At 41.7% G+C, this 25,069-nt stretch carries 23 protein-coding genes; 17 read left to right on the forward strand and 6 right to left on the reverse strand.

From position 1 onward, the window contains the following. Positions 1–26 precede the first annotated feature (26 nt). From nrdR to GUY17_RS05565, 8 genes are all read left to right on the forward strand, one after another. Entirely contained in the window at positions 27–476 is a 450-nt protein-coding gene (nrdR, locus tag GUY17_RS05530) for a transcriptional regulator NrdR (protein ID WP_011636508.1), read from the forward strand. A 73-nt stretch (positions 477–549) separates the two neighbouring features. Then, positions 550–1,695, forward strand: a complete 1,146-nt coding sequence (gene ribD, locus GUY17_RS05535) for a bifunctional diaminohydroxyphosphoribosylaminopyrimidine deaminase/5-amino-6-(5-phosphoribosylamino)uracil reductase RibD (protein ID WP_162022544.1) — start codon at positions 550–552, stop codon at positions 1,693–1,695. Positions 1,696–1,758: 63 nt separating this feature from the next. Beyond that, complete coding sequence (locus tag GUY17_RS05540; RefSeq protein ID WP_162022545.1) at positions 1,759–2,418, forward strand: riboflavin synthase; 660 nt, start codon at positions 1,759–1,761, stop codon at positions 2,416–2,418. Between the two features lie 103 nt (positions 2,419–2,521). Continuing rightward, on the forward strand, positions 2,522–3,625 hold the full coding sequence (gene ribBA, locus GUY17_RS05545; protein ID WP_162022546.1) for a bifunctional 3,4-dihydroxy-2-butanone-4-phosphate synthase/GTP cyclohydrolase II: 1,104 nt from the start codon (positions 2,522–2,524) through the stop codon (positions 3,623–3,625). Between the two features lie 123 nt (positions 3,626–3,748). After that, complete coding sequence (gene ribE / locus GUY17_RS05550) at positions 3,749–4,225, forward strand: 6,7-dimethyl-8-ribityllumazine synthase (RefSeq protein ID WP_011636512.1); 477 nt, start codon at positions 3,749–3,751, stop codon at positions 4,223–4,225. A 13-nt stretch (positions 4,226–4,238) separates the two neighbouring features. Then, positions 4,239–4,643 (forward strand): transcription antitermination factor NusB, encoded by a 405-nt coding sequence (nusB, locus tag GUY17_RS05555; RefSeq protein WP_101085664.1) that lies wholly within the window; start codon positions 4,239–4,241, stop codon positions 4,641–4,643. Positions 4,644–4,730: 87 nt separating this feature from the next. Further along, on the forward strand, positions 4,731–5,687 hold the full coding sequence (thiL, locus tag GUY17_RS05560; RefSeq protein WP_162022547.1) for a thiamine-phosphate kinase: 957 nt from the start codon (positions 4,731–4,733) through the stop codon (positions 5,685–5,687). Between the two features lie 10 nt (positions 5,688–5,697). After that, positions 5,698–6,189 (forward strand): phosphatidylglycerophosphatase A, encoded by a 492-nt coding sequence (locus GUY17_RS05565; protein ID WP_162022548.1) that lies wholly within the window; start codon positions 5,698–5,700, stop codon positions 6,187–6,189. 170 nt (positions 6,190–6,359) lie between these two features. On the opposite strand, the gene GUY17_RS05570 is transcribed toward GUY17_RS05565, so the two are convergent. From GUY17_RS05570 to barA, 6 genes are all read right to left on the reverse strand, one after another. After that, on the reverse strand, positions 6,360–7,502 hold the full coding sequence (locus GUY17_RS05570) for a hypothetical protein (RefSeq protein WP_101085655.1): 1,143 nt from the start codon (positions 7,500–7,502) through the stop codon (positions 6,360–6,362). A 71-nt stretch (positions 7,503–7,573) separates the two neighbouring features. Next, positions 7,574–9,232 (reverse strand): DNA repair protein RecN, encoded by a 1,659-nt coding sequence (gene recN, locus GUY17_RS05575; RefSeq protein ID WP_162022549.1) that lies wholly within the window; start codon positions 9,230–9,232, stop codon positions 7,574–7,576. Between the two features lie 128 nt (positions 9,233–9,360). Continuing rightward, positions 9,361–10,329 (reverse strand): AEC family transporter, encoded by a 969-nt coding sequence (locus GUY17_RS05580; RefSeq protein ID WP_101085650.1) that lies wholly within the window; start codon positions 10,327–10,329, stop codon positions 9,361–9,363. 88 nt (positions 10,330–10,417) lie between these two features. Further along, positions 10,418–10,618: a DUF3319 domain-containing protein gene (locus GUY17_RS05585; RefSeq protein ID WP_101085648.1), complete on the reverse strand. Its 201-nt coding sequence runs from the start codon at positions 10,616–10,618 to the stop codon at positions 10,418–10,420. A gap of 84 nt (positions 10,619–10,702) precedes the next feature. Beyond that, a complete protein-coding gene (locus GUY17_RS05590; protein WP_101085646.1) occupies positions 10,703–11,299 on the reverse strand; it encodes a YjaG family protein in 597 nt (198 codons plus the stop codon). After that, entirely contained in the window at positions 11,289–14,147 is a 2,859-nt protein-coding gene (gene barA, locus GUY17_RS05595; RefSeq protein WP_162022550.1) for a two-component sensor histidine kinase BarA, read from the reverse strand. The genes GUY17_RS05590 and barA overlap by 11 nt, the downstream gene beginning before the upstream one ends. Before the next feature lie 102 nt (positions 14,148–14,249). Here barA and rlmD point away from each other — a divergent pair, with 102 nt between their 5' ends. From rlmD to truD, 9 genes are all read left to right on the forward strand, one after another. Beyond that, positions 14,250–15,629 (forward strand): 23S rRNA (uracil(1939)-C(5))-methyltransferase RlmD, encoded by a 1,380-nt coding sequence (gene rlmD, locus GUY17_RS05600; RefSeq protein ID WP_162022551.1) that lies wholly within the window; start codon positions 14,250–14,252, stop codon positions 15,627–15,629. Between the two features lie 184 nt (positions 15,630–15,813). Further along, a complete protein-coding gene (gene relA / locus GUY17_RS05605) occupies positions 15,814–18,021 on the forward strand; it encodes a GTP diphosphokinase (protein ID WP_101085641.1) in 2,208 nt (735 codons plus the stop codon). Between the two features lie 91 nt (positions 18,022–18,112). Beyond that, positions 18,113–18,934 carry a nucleoside triphosphate pyrophosphohydrolase gene (mazG, locus tag GUY17_RS05610; RefSeq protein WP_162022552.1) on the forward strand — a complete coding sequence of 274 codons (822 nt, stop codon included), beginning with the start codon at positions 18,113–18,115 and terminating at the stop codon, positions 18,932–18,934. 114 nt (positions 18,935–19,048) lie between these two features. Next, complete coding sequence (locus tag GUY17_RS05615; RefSeq protein ID WP_101085637.1) at positions 19,049–20,686, forward strand: CTP synthase; 1,638 nt, start codon at positions 19,049–19,051, stop codon at positions 20,684–20,686. A 274-nt stretch (positions 20,687–20,960) separates the two neighbouring features. After that, a complete protein-coding gene (eno, locus tag GUY17_RS05620; protein ID WP_101085635.1) occupies positions 20,961–22,262 on the forward strand; it encodes a phosphopyruvate hydratase in 1,302 nt (433 codons plus the stop codon). A 100-nt stretch (positions 22,263–22,362) separates the two neighbouring features. Then, a complete protein-coding gene (gene ftsB / locus GUY17_RS05625; RefSeq protein WP_101085633.1) occupies positions 22,363–22,665 on the forward strand; it encodes a cell division protein FtsB in 303 nt (100 codons plus the stop codon). 61 nt (positions 22,666–22,726) lie between these two features. After that, positions 22,727–23,425, forward strand: coding sequence for a 2-C-methyl-D-erythritol 4-phosphate cytidylyltransferase (ispD, locus tag GUY17_RS05630; RefSeq protein ID WP_162024290.1), 699 nt, complete (start codon positions 22,727–22,729; stop codon positions 23,423–23,425). A gap of 61 nt (positions 23,426–23,486) precedes the next feature. After that, the gene (gene ispF / locus GUY17_RS05635) at positions 23,487–23,966 is read left to right on the forward strand and encodes a 2-C-methyl-D-erythritol 2,4-cyclodiphosphate synthase (RefSeq protein ID WP_101085630.1); all 480 of its coding nucleotides are present in this window, start codon (positions 23,487–23,489) and stop codon (positions 23,964–23,966) included. A gap of 27 nt (positions 23,967–23,993) precedes the next feature. Further along, positions 23,994–25,067, forward strand: coding sequence for a tRNA pseudouridine(13) synthase TruD (gene truD / locus GUY17_RS05640; RefSeq protein WP_162022553.1), 1,074 nt, complete (start codon positions 23,994–23,996; stop codon positions 25,065–25,067). Positions 25,068–25,069 lie beyond the last annotated feature (2 nt).

Below are 25,069 nucleotides of genomic sequence, written 5' to 3' on the forward strand. Positions count from 1 at the left end.
TTTTGTTTTTTTCTGCAGGAGGTTCAATGCATTGCCCTTTTTGTAGCGCGACCGATACCAAAGTTATAGATTCTCGATTAGTGGCTGATGGTCACCAAGTACGTCGCCGCCGGGAATGTACCGAATGTCATGAACGTTTCACCACGTTTGAAGGCGCAGAGTTAGTCATGCCTAGAGTCATCAAACGTGACGGCACTCGACAACCATTCGATGAAGAAAAATTGCGTGGCGGCATGCTACGTGCGGTCGAAAAACGCCCGGTCTCAATTGATGAAATTGAACAAGCATTGACTAAAATCAAATCAACACTGCGCGCGACAGGTGAGCGTGAGGTGAATTCTGAAATGATTGGTAATCTGATGATGGAACAATTGATGAGCCTTGATAAAGTGGCATATATCCGCTTTGCATCGGTTTATCGCGCATTTGAAGATGTATCCCAATTTGGTGAAGCCATTGCTAAATTGCAAAAGTAATGCTGCTTAATAATATCTGTTTTAATGGTTTTAATGGTTTTAATGGCATTTAAGCAATAAGAGATTATCTCCCATGTCTAACTGGTCCACCTTTGACACCCAAATGATGAGCCGTGCCATCGCGCTTGCCGAGAAAGGCCGTTATACCACTCGGCCAAATCCTTGTGTCGGTTGTGTCATTGTTTATCAGAATAAGATTATTGGTGAGGGTTATCATCAACGTGCTGGCCAAGGACATGCCGAAGTTAATGCGCTGAAAATGGTGCATGATAATGGCTTGTCTGCTGAAGGTGCCACGGCGTATGTCACTCTTGAACCTTGCAGTCATTATGGCCGCACACCACCTTGTGCTTTAGGCTTAATTAATGCCAAAGTTGCCAGAGTTGTGGTATCGGTGACCGATGCAAATCCACAAGTGTCTGGTCGCGGTATAACCCTGTTACGTGAGGCTGGTATTAACGTTGATGTTGGATTGCTCAGCGAACAAGCCTATGACCTTAATCTGGGTTTTATGAAGCGGATGAAAACAGGACTTCCTTGGATAACGGTAAAGATAGCAGCCAGTTTAGATGGTAAAACGGCTCTGTCTAATGGCGTGTCGAAGTGGATTACTGGCAGTGCAGCAAGAGCTGATGTGCAAAAATACCGCGCTAGCCATTGTGCATTAATCACTGGTGTTGAAACCATTCTTGTCGATGACCCAAGCCTTAATGTGCGCTATGAGGCGTTAGGTGAGTTAACCACTCGCCATACAAAAGATGAAATCTTCCAACCTCTAAGGGTTGTGCTCGACAGTCGCGCAAGATTAACAGCAACACAGCAATTATTTTCAATTCAAAGTCCTATTTTACTGGTTTCTGGCTGTCATTATCCCGAAAGCACCAAAGCTGCATTTCCAGATCACGTATCATTTCTTCAGTTAACGTGTGACTCGTCAGGCAGAATCCCATTGTTAGCTTTGCTAACATATTTAGGTCAGCATACTAATTCTGTTTTAGTTGAAGCCGGTGCTACCTTAGCCGGAGCATTTGTCGCCCAAGGGCTCGTTGATGATATTGTGCTTTACCAGGCGCCTAAACTATTAGGTAGCCACGGACGTAATATGTTGCAGTTACCTAATTACAGTACAATGGAGCAAACGCCGGCACTGCAATTAATTGATGAACGCAACGTTGGACAAGATAAGCGTTATATCCTCAGATATAATCAACCCTATTAATGTGCGTGTTGTTCAGTCCAAAACCTGAACAACAGCAAAGTTTAACTGCAAAAAGTGAGTATTATGTTTACTGGAATAATCGAAGCCCTTGGCACATTACGTAAAATTGATCGCAAAGGTAACGATATCCGCTTAACAGTTGCCAGCGGTAAGCTGGATTTAACGGATGTAAAGCTAGGTGACAGTATAGCAACCAATGGCGTGTGTTTGACCGTTGTTGAGCGTTTAGGTGATGGTTACGTTGCTGATATATCAGCTGAAACCGTTGACTTAACTGGCTTTAGTCGTTATCAGGTCGGTCAAAAGGTTAATCTTGAGAAAGCGGTTACGGCAACCACTCGATTAGGTGGACACATGGTAAGTGGACACGTCGACGGCATTGCAAAAGTTGAGCAATGCGCTTACAGAGGTAAATCACTAGAGTTTTGGTTATCGGTACCGGCCCAATTAAGTCGCTATATTGCTCACAAAGGTTCGATCACCATCGATGGTGTGAGCCTGACTGTTAATGAAGTCGATGGTGCTCGTTTTAGATTAACGATTGTACCTCACACTGCAGGTGAAACCACGCTGGTGGATTTAAAAGTAGGCGATAGTGTCAATATCGAAGTCGATTTAATCGCGCGTTATTTAGAACGTTTAATGCAACCGGAAACTAACCATGTGCAGCCTGCATCGGGCGTGACCATGGAGTTACTCGCTAAATCAGGTTTTTTACGTTAATCGCGACAGTAAAATACCATTTGTACCCTATACATAATATGCAATACCAATAGATTTAATGCCTAAGGTTTAAATCAAACACTTACTAAATAAAGGTCTGACAATGGCGCTACATAGCATAGAAGAAATCATTGAAGATATTCGTCAAGGTAAGATGGTTATCTTGATGGATGATGAAGACAGAGAGAATGAAGGTGATTTGATCATGGCCGCTGATAAAGTGACGCCAGCAGCAATCAATTTCATGGCAACCTATGGCCGTGGATTAATTTGCCAAACAATGACCAAAGAGCGTTGTCAGCAGCTTAATTTGCCTTTAATGGTTACCAATAATAATGCCCAGTTTTCGACTAATTTTACCGTATCAATTGAAGCAGCGACCGGAGTCACAACAGGTATTTCTGCTCATGACCGTGCAGTGACCGTACAAGCTGCCGTTGCCAAAGACGCCAAAGCCTCTGATTTAGTGCAACCTGGACATATTTTTCCGTTGATGGCACAAGAGGGCGGAGTATTAACCCGCGCTGGCCACACTGAAGCGGGTTGCGATTTAGCGCGCTTAGCTGGCTGTGAACCTTCAGGCGTCATTGTTGAGATTTTAAACGAAGATGGCACCATGGCGCGCTGTCCAGACTTAGAAAAATTCAGTGAAAAACATGGGATTAAAATCGGTACTATTGCCGATTTAATCGAATACCGTAACACTAACGAAACTACTGTTGTACGTGAAGCTCAGTGTAAATTACCCACTCGTTTTGGTGAATTTACTATGGTGACGTTTAGAGACACTATCGATAATCAATTACACTACGCCTTGGTTAAAGATGAAGTAAAACCGAATTGTTTGGTGCGTGTGCATTTGCAAAACACCTTTAATGATTTGCTGCATTCTGAACGTGATCAAAAGCGCAGTTGGCCATTAGAAAAAGCCATGGAGCGGATTGCTTCCGAAGGTGGCGTTTTAGTACTACTGGGTAATGATGAACATACAAGTAATTTATTGGCCAAAGTAAAAGCCTTTGAAGCTGAAGATAATGGTCAATCTCCTGCGCCAGCAATGTGGCAAGGAACATCTCGTCGTGTTGGCGTAGGCTCACAAATTCTGTCGAGTTTAGGTGTCAGCACTATGCGTTTACTCAGTTCGCCAAAACGTTATCATTCACTGTCTGGTTTTGGTTTAGAAGTGACTGATTATATAGCTGAATAATTTTGGCTTGTGGTAAATTTAACAAATTCATTAATTGCATAGCGCTCAGGGCTTTTGGCTGTGATATCATAACGCCTCTTTTTGCCCCGAGCTGGGTGCTTTAGCTAATTTAGGTAAGATAGAATGAACGTAGTTCAAGGTAATATCGAAGCGAAAAATGCCAAAGTGGCGATCGTAATATCGCGATTCAATAGCTTTTTAGTTGAAAGTCTGCTTGATGGTGCAATAGACACATTAAAGCGTTTCGGCCAGGTCAGTGACGACAACATTACTGTTGTTCGCGTACCTGGTGCAGTTGAATTACCGCTTGCAGCAAAACGTGTTGCAGCAAGTGGAAAGTTTGACGGTATCATTGCATTAGGTGCTGTCATTCGTGGCGGTACACCTCATTTTGAATTTGTTGCTGGTGAATGTAACAAAGGTCTTGCACAAGTTGCATTAGAGTATGATCTTCCTGTTTCATTCGGTGTATTAACTACTGATACCATTGAGCAAGCTATTGAGCGCTCGGGTACTAAAGCAGGCAATAAAGGTGGCGAAGCAGCCCTTAGTTTGCTTGAAATGGTTAATGTACTGCAACAACTAGAACAACAGCTGTAATAGTAGGAAAAGTATGAAACCTTCAGAGCGCCGTAAGGCCCGCCGTTTAGCCGTTCAAGCCATTTATTCATGGCAGTTAAGTAAAAACAAAGTTGCTGACGTAGAACATGAGTTTTTAACTGAACAGAACACTGACGGTGTTGATGTCGCTTATTTTCGTGAGTTGTTAACTGGTGTAGCATCAAAAACATCGCAAATTGATGAGCTGTTAAAGCCGCATCTTGATCGTAATTTTGAAGAAGTGTCACCAGTAGAAAAAGCCATTGTGCGTCTGGCAACTTATGAGTTGACCTTCCGTAAAGATGTGCCGTTTAAAGTGGCGATTAACGAAGGTATCGAGTTAGCGAAAGCGTTTGGTGCTGAAGATAGTCACAAATTTGTCAACGGCTTGCTTGATAAGTTAGTGAAGCATAAGTAACACCAGAACGGTATCTTCGGATACCGTTTTCATTTGTTATTAATTGTTTCAAAATTGAGGTGGACGGTTTACCGTACCAGACTGAATGTGAAAGAATTCCAACTCATTGAACATTACTTCCGCAATAAAGGCCTAAAAAGGCGCGATGTAGAGTTAAGCATCGGCGATGACTGTGCGTTAGTGAATCCTGCCGACAATAAATCGATAGCGATTTCTTGTGATACCCTCGTTGAAAATGTCCACTTTTTAGCAAGCATTCCTGCTCATGCTTTAGGTTATAAATCGTTAGCGGTTAACCTTTCTGACCTCGCCGCCATGGGAGCTGAACCAGCCTGGTTTACCTTAGCACTGACGCTCCCCAATGTTGACCAGCCTTGGTTAGCACATTTTAGTGAAGGCCTGTTCGAGATTGCAGAATATTATGGTATTGCCTTAATTGGTGGTGATACTACCCGTGGACCTCGCAGTATCAGTATTACGATTAATGGCCAAGTTCCTAAAGGTACTGCATTAACTCGTGATGGTGCAAAAATTGGTGATTGGGTCTATGTCACCGGCACTTTAGGTGACTCAGCTTTAGGTCTTGATATCCTCAGAGGCGTTAAAACGGTTAACACTGAAGATAAAGAATATCTGATTAATCGTCATTATTATCCAACGCCTCGTGTTTTAGCTGGCCAAGCTCTGCGTACACTTGCCACCAGTGCTATCGATTTATCTGATGGCTTAATGTCTGATATTGGACATATATTAACGGCATCGAAAGTGGGTGCCATCATCGATGTGAATCAAATTCCGTTATCAAACTCAATTAAAGCCAATCTTAGTCATGAAGATGCATTAAGCTATGCACTCACGGGTGGTGAAGACTACGAGTTATTGTTTACGGTTCCAGAATCACAACGCGGCGCAATTGATACCGCGTTAATTCATGCTGGTGTCAAATTTGTAAAAATTGGTCAAATCTGTGCAGGTGATAAATTAAAACTAGTCGAAAATGGGTTGGAATTTAACCCGATTTCACGTGGCTTTGTGCATTTTTAATTGAAGTACTATGAGATTATTAACCCAAGATAAATTCGTAAAAAAGCTGTCTTTAGCCCATCCAATTCATTTTTTGGCATTAGGCTTTGGCAGCGGTAAAGCGGCAAAAGCACCGGGTACCTTTGGTACCTTAGCCGCGGTGCCCATAGTGTTACTCATGCAACAGTTAAGCTTAACTCATTACCTGACCATTACCTGTATTTGCATGCTCGCTGGCTTTTATATTTGTGGCAAAGCAGCTAAAGATATGGGCGTACATGATCATGGTGCTATTGTGTGGGATGAAGTGGTTGGGTTGATGATCACCATGATTGCAGCGCCTTTAGGTTTTATGTGGTTAGCACTTGGTTTTGTACTATTTCGCTTTTTTGATATCGTCAAACCATGGCCTATTCGCTGGCTTGATGCCAAAGTGCATGGCGGTTTTGGGATTATGATTGATGATGTATTGGCGGGAATCTTCTCGTTAATAGGTGTGCAGCTTGTGGTCTATTATCTATAACTGATTATCTATAACTGATTATCAATACCTGATTATAAGTAGCTGATCATAATCAACGATTAGCAAAGAATTATAAATGCACTTATAAATGGTACCTAAATACATAAAAAGAGCACATTTGTGCTCTTTTTTGTCGATAATACTCATACTAAATCAGTTGCAGCTACTTACTAGGATGATTTTGCGGTAAGTAGATTCGTCCGCAATTGCTCTAACTCTGTATTCATATTGGTTAAACGTTGTTTGTAATCTGTTCCATAAACAGTGCAATTAAATAGTTTACCAATCGGATTGTAGCGTAACATCCATAATTGCTGAAAATAATTGTCGTTAGCACAATAATTTGGTTCTTTGAGCGTGTGCATCGAGGTCGTTGAAACTGGTTCCTTTACTAAGCTGACAATATACTCAGCCATAAGATTGTCACTGTCTGTTGGCTTAAGCAACGCATAGGCTAACCATTTCTCATAAAAAGCCACGCTATCAGACTGCACTTCAATTAACATTTGTTCTGTAACGTTATGGGCAAAAAGCCATTCTCCAGAAAATATCCGTTCAAAATCACTATCAGTTAATTCGAAAGATGTTTGCCAAGCTGTGACTTTGGTTGCAACAGCTGCATCAGTGGTTTTAGCTAAGGTGCTAGCTAAATTAAGCTGATATTTGATCATGTTAACGGCAATCATATGATTGAGTGTTGTGCGAGATGAGTGATAAACCATATTCCAAAAATGTGCATCTTTGTTTAAAAATGCCACTGTAGCTTGTTGGTCAAGTTTGTTGTCAGATGTATCTACACTTATTATCGCAGCAAGCTGACGAACATCTCTTAACTTAAAAAGCAGACCCCAATGAGCTTGATTGTTTGGGGTTAAAGACTGTGGTTCTTCTTGCCAATAAGGCATATCTAATAATGTATTATATTGTTGTATATTGGCATTATGAGCGCCAATGACATTTCTAATACTATCGCTATTATCGCTAATAAATTGACTGCATATTATCAAATCCGTTTGATAACAAGCCGTTTTAAAGTTGTCAGTTAACTCAACTTCTTGCTCGCTGAAGCTGATTAATGGCTTTTTATCATTTGTTTTATCGTCTCCTATTGTGCCTACGATAGTAATTGCATACTCATAGCCATTTTCGCTAGGGTCGATAGGTTGCTGTTTTAGCCAGTTTTCAACTAAAAGAGTGTTAGGTGACTTTGTTCTGTCTGTTGCATTAATGGCCACTAAACAGACAACGGTAAATACCAGTAAGCTACATATTAGCCCGACAAAAATACCCAAGCCCTTTATTACTTTCATCATTATGATTTATCCGTAAATCTATTTTAACTTTACGTTAACATATTGATTTGCTTTTTATAAGTGCATAACGATTATTGCAACAACTCACGGGCATTCGCCAAGGTATTTTCGGTAATGACATCACCACCTAATAAGCGCGCAAGTTCATTCACCCGTTGATCTTTATCCAACGTCTGCATGGTCGTTTCGGTGTTGCCACCTTTATTAAATTTATTCACAAACATATGTTGATGACCATTACCTGCAACTTGCGGCAAATGGGTGACACACAATACTTGAGTTGATTCGCCAAGGCAGCGTAACATACGACCGACTACCGATGCTGTTGGTCCAGAAATACCCACATCAACTTCATCAAATATCAGTGTCGGAGTGGCGACTTTTTTAGCCGTGATCACTTGAATCCCTAATCCAATACGCGATAACTCACCGCCAGAGGCAACTTTAGAAATCGGTTGTAATGGTTGCCCAGGGTTTGTGGTCACCATAAATTCAATGCTATCGCAGCCATTAACTGAAATGTTGTCCGGATTATGATTAATCTGAATGGTAAATTTACCCTTAGGCATATTGAGCTCATGGATAGACTGGGTGACTAGCTTGTCCAATTCTTTAGCATAACGGCTACGACTTTGACTCAGTTTTTGTGCATTGGTTAAGTAGGCATTTCTGGTGGCTTCAAGTTGTTGTCTTATACCATCTAATTTAGTTTCGTCGTCAGCAAGTTCGGCTAATTCACTCATCAATGCTTGATGATGTAGCGCCAGCTTATCAGCACTCACATGATGTTTGCGCGCCAATTGCATTGCCGTTGAAAGACGTTTTTCTAAATAGGCAAAATGTTCTGGATCAAGCTCTAAACTGCTTAAATAACTTTCAATTTCGCTAGCGCTTTCTTGTACTTGAATTAACGCATCGCTGATCATAGTGCTGATAGGAGCAAGGGATTCATCATAGCCTTGAAGCGTATCAGCAATACTGGCCACTTTATTAAGCAGAGATTCTATATTGCCTTCATCACTTTCGGTCAATAAATGCAAACCTGCTTGGCAACGTTCAATTAAATCTGTGCCATTGGCTAAGCGTTTGTGTTCTTGTTCTATTTCATCAAATTCTTCCAAGCCTAAGTTGAACTCATTAAGCTCTTCTACTTGATATTGCAGTAGCTGTTGACGCGAAATACGTTCGTGCTGAGCTTGTTCAAGATGCTTTAGCTCGTTTTCCACTTGTTTGCAGCGTTGATAGCTAGCGCTAACGCTATCGAGCAGTATTTTGTGGTTAGCATAGTGGTCGAGTAGGTTTAATTGATGCTCGCTTTTAAGCATTGCGTGATGAGCATGCTGGCCGTGAATACCAATCAATAAGTGACCGATGGCTTTTAATTGCGTCACGGGCACAGGATTACCATTAATGTAGGCTCTTGAGCGGCCATCACTGTTAATGGTTCGACGTAATATGCACTCATCTTCAGCATCAAGATCGCTATCTTCAAGCCAGCGTTTGGCTAAAGGTACATCATGAAGGGTAAACCTTGCACTCACTTCGGTTTTGGAGGCTCCAGGCCTGACAGTGTTGGCATCACTTCGATTACCAAGGCATAACCCAAGCGCATCGATAGCAATCGATTTGCCTGCACCTGTTTCGCCGGTGATGCTTGTCATACCGGCTTTAAAGTCGAGCTCTAAAAAACGCACGATAGCAAAATTGTTGATGCTGAGTTGGCAAAGCATAATAAATTCCTGTCAATGAAACTACCAAACCACTGTATTGATAAACAGTATATACTGATTTTATATACAGTAAAGTGGTTGAGGAATAATTATCGCTGACTATTTTATCATCTAGATTTGATTGATCATTAAGCAATGGATTTTAAAAGTGTTTCTATTATCGGCAAACTGATAAAAGTGATTAATGTGCCATATAAAATACCTTGGGCGCTGACATTGGCGTTAATTTGGTAGCGGTCGGCCAAAAGGTACACACTTGCTGCTGTCGGTAACGCTGCCAAAATGACTCCCATGGTCAGTAATTCCTTTTCTACGCCGAACAGTTTGAGTAAACCAAAGGCAATTAAAGGTTGAATAATTAGCTTGAGTAAATTGATTAAATTCAGTTCCGCAATCAAACCAACACTGAACATTTTTGTGCCAGATTGATGTCTTAATGCTTTGGCAAGTACCATTCCTATAGCAAACAGTGCACATGGGCTAGAGGTATTTCCCACCTGATGTAGCATTAAGGCCAAACTATCCGGTAAGGTAATATGCAGTGCTGATAAACCGATGCCAATAACACTGCCAACCACGATTGGGTTTTTATACAGGGCATTAGCCATGATGACGATGGCATGGTCAGTTGATTGTTTATCACGGCTGGCTAGCTCAATTGATACTAAAGCAAAAGCAAACATGAACACCGACAACAAGCTGGCAATCGCTGCAGCGACTAATGCCATTTTATGACCTGGGAATAATAAACTCAGCAATGGAATGCCAATAAATGCGGTATTACCAAACGTAGCATTTAATGCGCGCATGGCGGCAACTGCTTGTTTTTTAGGTGTGCGAATTAGTGATACAACAATCACTAAAGCATAAGTGATGATCATCGCCAGACTAAACCCACCGATAAAGCCCCATTGAATAATGTCTTCAATGCGCGTTTCAGCTAGCACAATCAGTAATATAGCGGGGAAAGCAATGTAATAAACAAACTGATTGAGGATCAAATCGGTGTCTGCTGGCAACAGTCGCATTTTTTGAACAATACTGCCGAGCAGCATAATAATAAATACAGCGATTAGCGGGGTAAGAATACTGGACATCCCTCGCAATTCCTTAGCAAAATGATAATAAGGTCACTTTACTGCTTTTCGATAGGCGGATGCAATTAGGCTAAAGTTAAACGAGTGATTATTTGTCAGATTTTAAGGCTAAATTTGCTTTTGATATTTTCGGTGGAGGTAATATTCCAAGTTCAGAAAAAAAATGCACTTGCCGCCTTAACTCAAATAACGAACCCACTCGTACTTGATTGCCAATCACTAGCGTCCAGTTATCAGTTTTACCATTGGTGTTACTGAAAGTGAAACCTTGATAAAAAATTCTTCTCATGGCGCGACACCTAATAAAAAGCCTGAATAATTTCAGGCTAAATGACGTTTATTGGCAGTAACCGATCCGTGCTACAAGTTTTTGCTACAGGCTAATACCAATATTAGACACACCGGCTTCGATAATATCTTTACGTAAACCTTTAACCAGTTCGCTGGTTATGTCTGGATTAGCTTCGACAATGTCGAGTAACATGCCTTGTAATTCTTTTTCTTGTTCCATTACTGGATGCGAAAAAACAAACTCATCGAGTTCTTCATCCATTAATGACTCATCGCTAATAGCTTCAATATAATTGGCGACAGTACTTGATGATAACTTACTGATGTTAGTAATATCTTCTTCAATTTTTCCATCTATCGCACCCATTAAGGTGGCAATGGCTACAGCCGCATCCATGGCGGGATAAGCACCATAGGCTTCAAACTCGCTAGGATCAGGGGTGTTTTCATCGAGGCGCTGTAAATGCACATCAATATTGAACTTAAGCTTTTTGTCATATTGGCTTTGCCATAATAACTCTAGCGCAGTACTTAATACCTGCGGTTGGCCAAATTCACATACTTCAGAAAATAATTGATAGTTTGGGAGCATTCTTTGACACAGTGCGAGTGCAAAAAGTTGCTTCTGAGGTAACGACAATGCCTTTAGGCGTTTAAAAAAACCGGTTTTACTGGTCATTGGGAACATCCACTGATAGCTGGTTTATCACTTGATTTGCAGCTGATTCTACCTTAGTTAACTCATCAAGTAACTCTAGTATTTCAGGTTCTAGGTCATCGATGTCAATTTTATGCTTTAATGCTGACTCAATATCCCGGCAGAGCTTTTGTGTTGTCGGTACACCGCAATAACATGTTGCACCATGCAGTTTATGCACTGCCTGCAACAGTGTCTCAGCATCTCTGGCTATTAATGCTTTATCGATAGTTGCGGTTGTTTCAGGTAATGAATTAACTAACATCTTTAACATGTCTAAGGCTAAATCGGTTTTCTGGTTTGCTTGGGTTAAACATAAATCCCAATTGAGAACATGGGTGTCGAAATGAGTAAATTGAGGTTTAATTATCCAGCGGCTGATAACGCTTTTTAGTGATAATTCATCAATCGGTTTAGGTAGGAAACCATCCATACCGCTAGCTAAAATATTCTCACGCTCTTCTGCTATAGCATGTGCCGTTACTGCAATAATCGGCGTATTACGGTTGAGTGATTCTGAACGTATTTGCTGGGTTGCGGTTATGCCGTCGGTTCCTGGCATTTGAATATCCATGAAGATTAGATCAAATGCTTGTTTTTTAGCTTGTTGAATCGCATCCGCGCCATTATTAACGGTCACCACATTGTCGACTAGTTCTTTGAGCAAAGTATCAATTAACTTTAGATTGGCCATGTTGTCGTCAACGGCTAATACTGATGCATTGAGGCGTTGTGTTACATCAAGATTTATTTGCTCAGGTAAACTGACAAAAGTAGAAGGTACTGGTGGATATATTAAATGATGCGCTAGGGTAAAATCGCTCACTGGGGTGCTGAGCAATACATCTGCGTTGACTTTTAGCACATTGATTATCATGTCTTGGTCTAGACAGTCATGTAATAAAATCAGACAGTCGGTATGTTGTTTGGCTTGCTGTAATAAATGGATAAAAGACGCATTGTCGGCAAAACCATGGCAGCTCATGATGATGTAATCAAATTTGCTGTTTTTAGTTTGTAACACGGAGGTGAGATTTTCTGGATTGGCCACATTAGTGATAATTAATTGCCACGACACTAAGCGGCGATTTAATGTATCGCGGGTTAATTCCCGTGGTTCATATAATAAGACTGATTTATGTTGCAATGCATCAACCGGCAACACTTCGCCAATTTCAAATTGACTGATCCCAAGTGGCAGAATAAACCAGAAATTTGAGCCTTTATTGGGGGCCGAGGTAAAGCCTATCTGGCCACCCATCTGGTTGATTAAGCGTTTAGTAATCACTAAGCCCAATCCTGTGCCTCCAAAGCGACGTGAAATGGATGAGTCGGCTTGACCAAATGCTTGGAATAAATATTCTTGCTGACTCTCATCAATACCAATACCGGTATCAATAACTTCGCAGCGCAGGGTAATGTTATCTTCGTCCTGACCCACTAAGTGTATTTTAAGTATGACACTGCCTTTGTCGGTAAATTTAATAGCGTTACCAACTAAGTTAGTAATAATCTGGCTGACTCTCATCGCGTCGCCACTGACACTTTCTGGCACATTAGCATCAATGTCGATAACCAGTTCTAGGCCTTTCTCTTGCGCACTACCGGCTATAATAGTCAGGGTTTCAGTCAGCGTTTCTCGCAGTGCAAATGGCATTTTTTCTAATATCATTTTACCGGCTTCCAGTTTAGAGAAGTCGAGAATATCGTTAATAATACCCAGTAGGTTACTGGCACTGCGTTCAATGGTTTTTATGTAGTCGAGCTGGCTAGTATGCAGTGGTGTTTTTAATAACTGTCTTGCAAATCCTATGACACCATTGAGTGGCGTACGTAACTCGTGTGACATGTTGGCTAAGAATTCTGATTTTATCCGACTCGCTTCAAGCGCGCGTTTTTTGGCGATATCGAGCTCAACGTTTTGAATTTCAATCTGCTCGAGGGTTTCGCGTAAATCAGAGGTTGCTTGATCAATATTTTGCTGCATTTCATCGTGATATTCTGACAATGAACTTGCCATTGCGTTGATCCCTCGTTTGAGTAGATCCAGTTCCCCAATCAAGTTGCCTTCTAGGCGAGTGTCGAGTTTACCTTCACGAATTTTGGCTACCACTCGCACCATTTCGGTAATGGGGTAGTTCACGTGTTTGACTAAGCGGAAGGTAAAAAATAGGTTAAATTGCACGCCGATTAATACGATAATAAACGCCGCTATAGCCGCTCGATGTTGTTCGAGCAAGGCGTTCTCTTTATTTAGTAATACTGATATGTAGCCTAATATTCGCTCTTGTTGATTATTGTAAATTGGCGCAACGACACCATTGGTAGAGGCATTATTATCGATGTCGCTGTTACTTTGACGATTTATACTGGCAACATGTTTTTGTTCTAACCCAGTATGGGATATTATTGGCACACGAATGACTAAGGTATCGCCAATCGTTTCATGTTCTGTACCGATTAAGTTTGCCAGCGTTTGTTTGTAACGCATCGTTTCAAAATCTTTGTGGTAGTGCGAAGTGACAAAGAGTTGGTTTTCGGCATCAAAAACAGCAATAGATAAGATTAGCGATGCATTGTTTATCTGTGAGGCGGCGAGTAAAAGTTTAGTTGATTCACGGTCTTGAGTGATAATACCAAATTCACTGGCAATGGCTAATGGCTCAACAATGTTGCTGCCCTTTTCAATTAAGGTTTGTTCCAATTCATAAAAGCGGTTTATCGTGAAATAACTTCCAAGTAGAATACCCACTACAATAGTGGGCGCTAACGCAAGTACCAGAACCCAAGAGCGTAGGCTGTATTTGGTCATATTGTTGGCACTTTTCATGGCTGTTAGGTATATCCCTGTTACTAAATCGCTGTTATTCCGTCTAGACTGCCAGATATGGCGCACTCTTGACTAGTTTTTTATTCAATACCTGAGGCCGAAATGGCACAATTTTTCCAAGCAAAACCGAACAAATCTAAGCAATTATCAGCAAAGTTAAGCCTCAGTGTCACTCAACTTGACCATTTAGGTGCAGGCATAGCGCAACATCAAGGCAAAATAGTGTTTATTCCGGGAGTGTTACCGGGAGAGACCGCTACGGTGCAATTTGTCGAACAAAAGAAAAGCTACGCTAAAGCCAAGCTCATCACTATTGAGTCTGCATCGGCTAATCGAATCAAACCTCATTGTCCACATTATCAACAATGTGGCGGTTGTGATTTGCAGCACATGGACACTAATGCGCAACGCGAGCATAAGCAAACCGCCTTGGTTGATTTAATCAGCAAGCTGTCGACTGCTAAAGCCATTGATGCTGATATTATCGCTGACCCTATAGTGGGTGAGGCCTGGCATTATCGCCGAAGAGCAAGATTGGCCACATTATTTGATAAAAATACTCAGCGGTTACAACTTGGGTTTCGCGCCGGAAATAGCAATAAAATTGTTTCCATTCAGCAGTGCCCAGTGTTATCTGAGTCATTGTCTGCTTTGATTACTCCATTAGCGGCTAATTTAAATCAACTTAAAGCTAAGGCCAGTTTAGGGCACGTTGAACTCACCCAAGCTGATAACGGTAATTTTGCGGTACTAAGAGTGACTAAAGTATTACCGGCTTCCGATATTCGCTGGTTAACGGGCTTTGCCGAAAAACACCAGCTTAACTTATTATTGCAAGATGATGCTGGTCAATTAACCCAATTGTTCCCCTTGCTGCCTGTTGTTGATGCCGCGGGTGATGAAGCTGTCGCGTTACCTTATTATCATCTTGCACAGGAGGTTGTTCGTTGTTCATTCACTCCTGGTAATTTTGTCCAAGTTAATGGTGCTATTAATCAGGCCATGGTCGATCAAGCCATCCAATGGTTAGACCCTCAACCAGGTGAGCGTATTTTAGACCTATTCTGCGGTGTGGGTAATTTCAGTTTACCGTTGGCATTAAAGGCAGCAGAAGTCATTGGTGTTGAAGGTGTGCCTGAAATGGTGCAACAAGCCAAGCAAAACGCTGTCGACAACCAATTGGATAATGTGACTTTCTATCATGCGGATTTAAGTGCTGATCTATCGACACAAACATGGTTAGGCAAAATTGATAAACTGTTGCTGGACCCTGCTCGAGCAGGTGCTTTTGAAAGTTTACAATGGTTACAGAAAATGCAACCTAAAAAAGTGGTGTATGTTTCATGTAATCCGGCAAGTTTAGCGCGTGACAGTAGTGTATTATTAGCCAGTGGATATCGAATTGCCCAAGTAGGATTAGTCGATATGTTTCCGCAGACGCATCATATTGAAGCCATGGTGTTATTTGAATTAAATATTTAAACAACGATTTTTTAGCCGCTTACGATAGGTATGCTAAAAATTTGGCCAACTGAACGCTATTGAATTGACAAAATAATATTGCGCTTCAAGATAGGTTGTTCAGTTGGTGTTAACACCATATATGCACACTATGCCATGTGCATATGGTTGGATGTCAGTCGGTCATGCGGCTAAGGAAGGGTTCATGGTATCTGTTCGCGAAGCACATTTTAATACGCAAGTATTCCAATTAGATGAGTGGGTCGCTCGTTATCTCGACGACAAAGATGATGCTCAGAAGTTATTGGTATTGATCCAGCAAGTTGAGGCCTTACCGGTTAAAAACAAACTGGCCCATACTGAGCTGCTTGCGCGTGCTCGCGAAATGATCGAAATCTTAGCGCCGCTGAATATGGACATCGAAACGCTACAAGCCGCAGTATTATTTTTGCTATTCGATGCTGGCGTTCTCAATGACGAACAAATCCTAGAGCAATACGGTGAAAACCTTGCAAGGTTAGTTGCCAGCGTTGTGACCATGAATGCCATTGGCGCATTAAAAGTCAGTCAAAATTCGCGCGATGCCGAACCTCAAATAGATAACATCCGAAAAATGTTATTGGCCATGGTTGAAGATGTTCGTGCCGTAGTGATCAAATTAGCCGAACGCGTATGCTTACTGCGTGCGGTAAAAAACGCCGATGAAGAAACTCGGGTATTATTAGCACGAGAAATTGCTGATATTTATGCGCCATTAGCAAATCGCTTAGGCATTGGTCAATTAAAGTGGGAGCTTGAAGATATTTCTTTTCGCTACTTGCATCCAACTGTTTACAAAGACATTGCCAAACAGCTTGATGGTAAACGTGTCGACCGCGAAGTGTTTATCGACAAGTTTGTGACTCAGTTGCAGCAGCGTTTAGATAGCGATGATATTCGCGCCAAAGTGTACGGCCGACCTAAGCACATTTACAGTATTTGGCGAAAAATGAAGGGCAAAGATCTCAAGTTTGATGAGCTTTTTGACGTCCGAGCTGTACGTATTGTCACCGAAAGATTACAAGATTGCTATGGTGCGTTAGGGGTTGTGCATGACCTTTGGCACCACATTCCGCGTGAGTTTGACGATTACGTTGCAAATCCAAAACCGAACGGCTATCAATCTATTCATACCGTAGTTGTTGGTCCTGAAGGCAAAACCGTAGAAATTCAAATTCGTACCGAGGCGATGCATCAAGATTCTGAACTTGGGGTTGCCGCGCACTGGAAATACAAAGAAGGTGCCAGCAATACCAAACAAACCGGTTACGAAGAAAAAATTAACTGGTTGCGTAAAATTTTACAGTGGCAAGAAGATGTCGCTGAAAGTGGTAATTTGGTTGACGAAGTCCGTAGCCAAGTATTTGAAGACCGAGTCTATGTATTTACCCCAAGTGGTGAGGTCGTTGACTTACCTTTAGGTTCTACCGTACTCGACTTTGCTTATTATATTCACTCTCAAGTGGGTCATAAGTGTATTGGTGCAAAAGTCGACGGCCGCATTGTGCCATTCACTTACCAAGTTGAAACGGGTGAGCGCATTGAAATTATCACGTCAAAAACACCCAATCCAAAACGTGACTGGCTCAATCTTAATTTAGGTTATATCAAGTCGTCACGTTCGCGTTCAAAAATTCAACATTGGTTTAAGCAACAAGACCGCGATAAAAATATTGCCGCGGGTAAAGAAATGCTTGAGTCTGAATTAGCCCGAGTGGGTCTTAAAGTTAAAGATGCGGCAGTGGCGGTAGAGCGCTTTAATTTAAACTCTATGGATGACATGCTGGCGGCTATCGGTGGCGGCGATTTACGCTTAAATCAAGTGGTTAATTTTACCGATACCAAAATTCGCAAAGTAGAAGACACTGACGAAAACTTACTTGAAGACATTATAAAGAAAGCGTCGCATAAGCCTAAAAAGTCGAGTAAAGGCCAAGTCGAAGTTAATGGTGTTGGTAATTTAATGAGCCACATTGCGCGTTGTTGCCAACCCGTTCCCGGCGATGAAATTTTTGGTTATATTACTATGGGACGGGGTATTTCTGTGCACCGTAGTGATTGCGAGCAAGTGAAAGAATTAATGCGTGCCCACCCAGAACGCAGTGTCGATGTGATTTGGGGTGAAAACTACTCTGGTGGTTATCGTATTCGCGTTAGAGTACTTGCCCATGATCGCAGTGGCTTATTACGAGATTTAACCACAGTGCTAGCGGCAGAGAAATCCAATGTGATGGCCATGAGTTCATCTTCTGATGTTAAAAGCCAAACGGCCACCGTAGAGCTTGAACTTGAATTGTATAATTTAGATGGTTTATCACGGATTCTCGGTAAACTGTCGCTTGTTGATGGTGTGATTGAGTCGCGTCGATTATAACGTAATTAACATCATGGACTTATCTTGAAGGCATCTACTTGTTAGGTGCCTTTTTCATTAGATTTTATCTTTACAATAGAGGACCGTTTCTGTGGCAGATATTCAATCGTTACTGACCATCATGCAGCAATTGCGCAACCCCGAGTCTGGTTGTCCTTGGGATCAAGCGCAAGATTTTGCCAGTATTGTGCCCTTTACCTTAGAAGAAGCTTATGAGGTTGTTGATACTATTGAGCGACAAGCATGGGAAGAGTTACCTGATGAACTGGGCGACTTATTGTTTCAGATAGTGTTTTATTGCCAATTAGGGCAAGAGCAAGGTAAGTTCGATTTTTCGACGGTAGTGGCGCGAATTAGCGATAAGCTTATTCGCCGTCATCCACATGTATTTGCTCAGTCAGAAAACAACGTTGTTGGTGCCATCACCAATACACGCGATTTAAGCCAAGCGTGGGATGTGTTAAAAGCCAATGAACGTCAGCAAAAAAAATTGCACTCAGCGTTAGATGATATCCCTCAAGCATTACCCGCGTTATCTAGAGCACGAAAAATTCAACATCGAGTGGCTAAAGTTGGCTTTGATTGGGCCGAGCTTGAGCCTATTGTTGCCAAAATACATGAAGAAATGAATGAAGTACTGGTAGAAGTTAATCTACGACATCAAGACCCTGAATTTTATCAACCGAGAATTGTTGATGAAATGGGCGATTTATTGTTTGCTGTAGTGAACCTTGCTCGTCATTTAAACGTTGATCCTGAACAAGCACTACGTCAAGCCAATCATAAATTTGAACGTAGATTTAGAGGGGTTGAGCAATGTGTAGACAATAGTGGAAAACCGATACAACAGCATAGCTTGGAAGAATTAGACCACTACTGGAATGTGGTAAAACAACACGAAAACATAAATTAAGCTAAAATTAGCGCGTTTAAGTTTGTCGAAACGAGGTGGCTTTGCTATAATATCGCCCCGTCCTAGTGCTTTCTTACAAGCACGTTTTTTCCAACACATTTTCTCAGGTTCAGCATGACTACAAGGTATATCTTCGTTACTGGTGGCGTTGTTTCATCACTAGGTAAAGGCATTGCAGCAGCTTCGCTCGCGGCAATTTTAGAGGCGCGTGGCCTCAATGTAACCATTATGAAACTTGACCCCTATATTAACGTCGATCCGGGTACCATGAGCCCAACTCAGCACGGTGAAGTTTTCGTGACTGAAGATGGTGCTGAAACCGATCTCGATTTAGGTCATTACGAACGTTTCATTCGTACTAAAATGAATCGTCGCAATAACTTTACTACTGGTCGTATTTACGAAGAAGTGATTAGTAAAGAACGTCGTGGTGATTATTTAGGCGCAACCATTCAGGTTATTCCACACATTACTAACGCGATTAAAGAAAAAGTGTTAGCTGGTGGTGAAGGCCATGATGTCGCGATTGTAGAAATCGGTGGCACGGTAGGTGACATTGAATCATTGCCGTTTCTTGAATCTATTCGTCAGTTAGGTTCTGAATTAGGACGCGAACGTACACTATTTATGCATTTAACCTTAGTGCCGTTCTTAGGCGCTGCAGGCGAAATTAAAACCAAGCCGACGCAACACTCTGTTAAAGAGTTGCGTTCAATTGGTATTGCACCGGATGTACTGGTTTGTCGTGGCGACCGTGCAATTCCTGCCAATGAAAAAGCTAAAATTTCGTTATTCTGCAACGTAGAAGAACGTGCGGTTATTTCATTAAAAGACGTTGATAGCATCTACAAAATCCCAGCGTTATTACGCTCGCAAGGATTAGATGATTTAGTCATCAAACGTTTTAATTTAGCGTGTAACGAAGCTGATTTGTCTGAGTGGGAAAACGTTATTTATCAAGAAGCCAATCCAAATGGTGAAGTCACTATTGGTATGGTAGGTAAGTACATTGAACTCCCTGATGCATACAAGTCGGTGAATGAAGCATTAAAGCATGCAGGCTTAAAAAACCGTGTAACAGTGAACATTAAGTACATTGATTCACAAACAGTTGAAGCTAAAGGCGAAGAAGTATTGCAAGGCCTAGACGGTATTTTAGTACCAGGCGGCTTTGGCGAACGTGGCGTAGAAGGCAAGATTTTTGCTGCCAAATTTGCTCGTGAAAACAATCTTCCGTACTTTGGTATCTGTTTAGGTATGCAAGTAGCATTAATTGAATTTGCTCGCCATGTAGCAGGTTTAGAAGGTGCGCACTCAACTGAGTTTAATCCACAGACACCTTATCCGGTAGTGGGTTTAATTACTGAGTGGATTAATGAAGAAGGGGATGTCGAAACGCGTCATGAGTCTTCAGATTTAGGTGGCACTATGCGTTTAGGCGCTCAGCTATGTCATTTAAAAGAAGGCACAAAAGCGGCATTAGCCTATGATTCTGCAACCTGTGTTGAACGTCATCGTCACCGTTACGAAGTGAATAACAACTACATCGATCGCCTAGAAAAGGCCGGCTTAGTGTTTAGTGGTTTATCATCTGATCGTAAACTGATTGAGATGATTGAATTGCCTAATCACCCATGGTTCGTTGCGAGTCAATTCCACCCGGAATTCACCTCAACACCGCGCGACGGTCATGCATTATTTGAAGGGTTCATAGCCGCTTCTTATGCGTATCAAAAACGCGATATCGATTAATGAATCAGCCGCTAATGTATCCATTAGCGGCTTTTTTATTCAAGATACTTGCGTTAGATCATATAATCGCATTGATGGCGTGTAACTGCAGTGAAAACTAAGTTGATGCAAAGTCTAATTCGATTTATCCTAAGCACTAACCGATTTAAAATTACTAAATTGAAAGTTATATACCAATAAATCTGCTTTTTTAAGTCTGTTATGTATTTTTATTGGTATTAACTTTTTATTTCTTTTAATTTTTTAATTTACTTACACAAAGTACGAGGGAATTATGGCTAACATCATTAAAGTGATTGGTCGCGAGATTATGGATTCGCGCGGTAACCCAACTGTAGAAGCAGAAGTGCATTTAGAAGGCGGTTTTATTGGTATGGCTGCGGCACCATCTGGCGCATCAACCGGTAGTCGCGAAGCATTAGAACTGCGTGATGGCGACAAAGCACGTTACTTAGGTAAAGGGGTTCTTAAAGCGGTTGCTGCTGTTAATGGCCCAATTGCTGAAGCACTTAAAGGTAAAGATGCATTGGCTCAAGCTGAACTTGACCAAATCATGATTGACTTAGACGGTACCGAAAACAAAGCAAAATTTGGCGCTAACGCCATTCTTGCTGTTTCTCTAGCAGTTGCAAAAGCTGCCGCTGCTGCTAAACACGTCCCTTTATATGCTCATATTGCTGATCTAAACGGTACACCAGGTGTTTACTCTATGCCTCTTCCAATGATGAACATCATCAATGGTGGCGAGCACGCCGATAACAGCGTTGATATTCAAGAGTTTATGATCCAACCTGTTGGCGCTAAAACTTTCCGTGAAGGCCTACGTATGGGCGCGGAAGTATTCCACAGCCTTGCTAAAGTACTTAAAGCTGACGGTCACTCAACTGCGGTTGGTGATGAAGGTGGTTTTGCTCCAAACTTAGCATCTAACGAAGCTGCACTTGCTGCAATCAAAGTTGCTGTTGCCAACGCCGGTTACGAGCTAGGTAAAGACATCACGTTAGCGATGGATTGTGCTGCTTCTGAATTTTACGACAAAGAAGCCAACATCTACGATCTTAAAGGTGAAGGCAAGAAGTTTACTTCTGAAGAATTTAACTTCTTCTTACAAGGTCTTACTGAACGCTACCCAATTGTTTCTATCGAAGATGGTCTGGACGAGTCTGACTGGGATGGTTTTGCTCACCAAACTAAACTAATGGGCGATAAAATCCAATTAGTGGGTGACGATCTATTCGTAACAAACACTAAAATCCTTAAGCGTGGTATCGACAACGGCATCGCTAACTCTATTTTGATTAAATTCAACCAAATCGGTACTTTAACCGAAACATTGGCTGCAATTAAAATGGCTAAAGATGCAGGTTTTACTGTTGTTATCTCTCATCGTAGTGGCGAGACAGAAGATTCAACGATTGCTGATTTAGCTGTTGGTACCGCGGCTGGCCAAATCAAAACGGGTTCACTAAGCCGTAGTGACCGTGTTGCCAAATATAACCAATTGCTACGTATCGAAGAAGCTCTAGGTTCAAAAGCACCATACAACGGTCTTAAAGAAGTGAAAGGCCAAGGATAATATTTTTGCTTTAGCTTAAAAAGGCCACCACTCGGTGGCCTTTTTTGTTGTACTATAACGGACATATTTTCTAAGGATTACTTCGACATAAGTTAATATTATGAAGCAACTAATATTTTTACTGATTTGTTTATTGTCACTTTTACAGTACCGGCTTTGGTTGGGCGATAACAATTTGTCAGAATATGTCTTATTGCAAACCCAAATAGCAGGCCAAGAACAAAGTAATGGCAAGCTTGTCGCTCGAAATCAAATTCTTAAAGAAGAAATTATCGATTTGAAAAGTGGCACAGAAGCCATTGAAGAACGTGCCCGTAACGAATTAGGTATGGTGAAAGACGGCGAAACGTTTTATCGGGTCGTGGGTAGCGAACTACGTGAACGGAACCCATTTAATCGTTAACGCAGGTTGCACAGCAGGTTTAACCCTCAGTCATATTACTTTAAATATTGGTACTGCATATATGTCAAACAATCCTCGTTCCATTATTGCAATTGTGCCTGCTGCAGGTGTTGGCAGTCGCATGGGGGCTGACAAACCTAAGCAATATTTAATGCTTGGCCAACAAAGCATTCTCGGCCATACATTAGATACATTGTTAGCTCACCCTGATATAGCTCAGGTTATTGTTGCATTGCATCCACAAGATAATTATTTTAGCCAATTGCCACAATCTAAACATCCTAAGTTAACCCAAGTTGTTGGTGGTGGAGAGCGTGCTGATTCTGTTTTAGCTGCGTTAGACTATGCGCATAGTCATAATCCAGATGCGTGGGCTCTTGTTCATGACGCGGCAAGACCTTGTGTAACCCACCAAGATATTACCCAATTGATTGAGTCGGTAGCTATTCATCCTCAGGGTGCCATTCTTGCTGCACCCGTTCGCGACACCATGAAGCGCAGTAACGCCAGTGGTCATATTGTTCATACTGTCGACCGCTCGTTGCTATGGCATGCATTAACGCCGCAGTATTTCCCGGTCTCGATTTTACGAACCCACTTATCGGCAGCATTAGCGGCGCAGGTACCTATTACTGATGAAGCCAGTGCCATGGAATGGGCTGGTATTATGCCGGGATTGGTTAATGGCCGAATGGATAATATCAAAGTGACTCATCCAGATGATTTACAGTTGGCAACTCTGTTTCTGGCGCAACAATAATTAACTGAAATAACCACACTCGTTAATATTAGTTCAAAGCAAGTTAAGATAAGGTTTTTAAATGAATATTCGTATCGGTCATGGTTTTGATGTACATAAATTTGGCGGTGATAGCCCATTGATTTTAGGTGGTGTTACTGTTCCTTATGACTGTGGACTGATTGCCCATTCTGACGGTGATGTTGTACTGCATGCCATTAGTGATGCGATATTAGGGGCGATGGCGTTAGGTGATATAGGTAAACATTTCCCTGATACTGATGCTAATTTTGCTGGTGCTGATAGTCGAGTGCTATTAAGACACTGTTATCAACTTGCACTGCAAAAGCAGTTTGTTTTAGGTAATCTAGATGTCACCATTATTGCTCAAGCACCTAAGATGGCACCCCATATTGAAGCCATACGTCAGTGCTTAAGTGCTGACTTACAAACAGATATCGATAATATTAATGTTAAAGCGACGACTACCGAAAATCTCGGTTTTACTGGACGTAAAGAAGGCATTGCTGTTGAAGCTGTTGTGTTGATGAAGAGCCAATAACCTACAAAATATAGAGAGTTCTGTCACATGAAAGAATTACATTATCTATTTGGTAAACCAATAAGCCAAGCTGATTTACGTACCAATAACAGCGACTTTATTGTTAAAGAAATTTTGCCTTTTACCCCAACAGGGGAAGGCGAGCATCATATGCTTCATGTACGTAAAAATGGCATGAATACCGTATATGTTGCTGAAATATTAGCTAAATTTGCTAAAGTGCATCCCAAAGAAGTGACCTATGCCGGTCAGAAAGACAAAAATGCTATTACTGAACAATGGTTCGGCATACGTATTCCTGGTAAAGAAACGCCAGAGTGGACAGAGCTAAATGACGATAAATTAACCATTCTGTCGAGCAGTCGTCACAGTAAAAAATTGCGTATTGGCGCTTTACTTGGAAATCGATTTGTACTGACATTGCGTAATATCAATGATACTGCCGATGTCGAATCTCGTTTACAGCAGATAGCCAAACTCGGTGTCCCCAATTATTTTGGTGAGCAACGCTTTGGCCATGATGGTAAAAACCTGATCTTAGGTCGACAAATGCTCAGTGGTGGTCGAAACATAAAAGATCGCCATAAGCGCAGCATGTATTTATCGGCCGTGCGTTCCAATATATTCAATCAGGTAGTGTCATTTCGTTTAGCTAATCATCAGGTCGATACCGTCGCTGGCGATTGCGTGATGTTAGCTGGCAGTAAAAGCTATTTTACCGCCGAAGTATGGGATGATGTTCTCAACAGCCGCTTAGCTGAAAAAGATATTCAACTTTCAGCTCCTCTTTGGGGACGGGGAACACCATTAGCACAAGGTGAGGCATTAGCTTTAGAGTTAACGCCATTAGCTGAATTATCGGCCGATTTACAGGGACTCGAAGAAGCGGGTTTATCGCAAGAGAGACGGCCATTATTACTTGAGCCTCAAGGAATGAAATGGCAGTTTGATGCTGATACGCTCACACTTGAATTTGTGTTGCCTGCAGGGAGTTATGCCACCTCGGTGCTACGCGAGCTCGCTGATTACCAAGATGTCCAAGAGTCGCAACGAAAAGTCATGGTTGCCGAGCAACAAGCACAAAAAAATGAAGAGTGTTAATT

The sequence above is a fragment of the Shewanella sp. Arc9-LZ genome (genome assembly GCF_010092445.1).
Lineage (GTDB): Bacteria > Pseudomonadota > Gammaproteobacteria > Enterobacterales > Shewanellaceae > Shewanella.

Excerpts from the sequence above, each read along its gene's own strand:
- nrdR (WP_011636508.1), top strand. The coding sequence starts at position 27 with ATGCATTGCCCTTTTTGTAGCGCGACCGATACCAAAGTTATAGATTCT.
- ribD (WP_162022544.1), top strand. The coding sequence starts at position 550 with ATGTCTAACTGGTCCACCTTTGACACCCAAATGATGAGCCGTGCCATC.
- GUY17_RS05540 (WP_162022545.1), top strand. The coding sequence starts at position 1,759 with ATGTTTACTGGAATAATCGAAGCCCTTGGCACATTACGTAAAATTGAT.
- ribBA (WP_162022546.1), top strand. The coding sequence starts at position 2,522 with ATGGCGCTACATAGCATAGAAGAAATCATTGAAGATATTCGTCAAGGT.
- ribE (WP_011636512.1), top strand. The coding sequence starts at position 3,749 with ATGAACGTAGTTCAAGGTAATATCGAAGCGAAAAATGCCAAAGTGGCG.
- nusB (WP_101085664.1), top strand. The coding sequence starts at position 4,239 with ATGAAACCTTCAGAGCGCCGTAAGGCCCGCCGTTTAGCCGTTCAAGCC.
- GUY17_RS05565 (WP_162022548.1), top strand. The coding sequence starts at position 5,698 with ATGAGATTATTAACCCAAGATAAATTCGTAAAAAAGCTGTCTTTAGCC.
- GUY17_RS05570 (WP_101085655.1), bottom strand. The coding sequence starts at position 7,502 with ATGATGAAAGTAATAAAGGGCTTGGGTATTTTTGTCGGGCTAATATGT.
- recN (WP_162022549.1), bottom strand. The coding sequence starts at position 9,232 with ATGCTTTGCCAACTCAGCATCAACAATTTTGCTATCGTGCGTTTTTTA.
- GUY17_RS05580 (WP_101085650.1), bottom strand. The coding sequence starts at position 10,329 with ATGTCCAGTATTCTTACCCCGCTAATCGCTGTATTTATTATTATGCTG.
- GUY17_RS05585 (WP_101085648.1), bottom strand. The coding sequence starts at position 10,618 with ATGAGAAGAATTTTTTATCAAGGTTTCACTTTCAGTAACACCAATGGT.
- GUY17_RS05590 (WP_101085646.1), bottom strand. The coding sequence starts at position 11,299 with ATGACCAGTAAAACCGGTTTTTTTAAACGCCTAAAGGCATTGTCGTTA.
- barA (WP_162022550.1), bottom strand. The coding sequence starts at position 14,147 with ATGAAAAGTGCCAACAATATGACCAAATACAGCCTACGCTCTTGGGTT.
- rlmD (WP_162022551.1), top strand. The coding sequence starts at position 14,250 with ATGGCACAATTTTTCCAAGCAAAACCGAACAAATCTAAGCAATTATCA.
- relA (WP_101085641.1), top strand. The coding sequence starts at position 15,814 with ATGGTATCTGTTCGCGAAGCACATTTTAATACGCAAGTATTCCAATTA.
- GUY17_RS05615 (WP_101085637.1), top strand. The coding sequence starts at position 19,049 with ATGACTACAAGGTATATCTTCGTTACTGGTGGCGTTGTTTCATCACTA.
- eno (WP_101085635.1), top strand. The coding sequence starts at position 20,961 with ATGGCTAACATCATTAAAGTGATTGGTCGCGAGATTATGGATTCGCGC.
- ftsB (WP_101085633.1), top strand. The coding sequence starts at position 22,363 with ATGAAGCAACTAATATTTTTACTGATTTGTTTATTGTCACTTTTACAG.
- ispD (WP_162024290.1), top strand. The coding sequence starts at position 22,727 with ATGTCAAACAATCCTCGTTCCATTATTGCAATTGTGCCTGCTGCAGGT.
- ispF (WP_101085630.1), top strand. The coding sequence starts at position 23,487 with ATGAATATTCGTATCGGTCATGGTTTTGATGTACATAAATTTGGCGGT.
- truD (WP_162022553.1), top strand. The coding sequence starts at position 23,994 with ATGAAAGAATTACATTATCTATTTGGTAAACCAATAAGCCAAGCTGAT.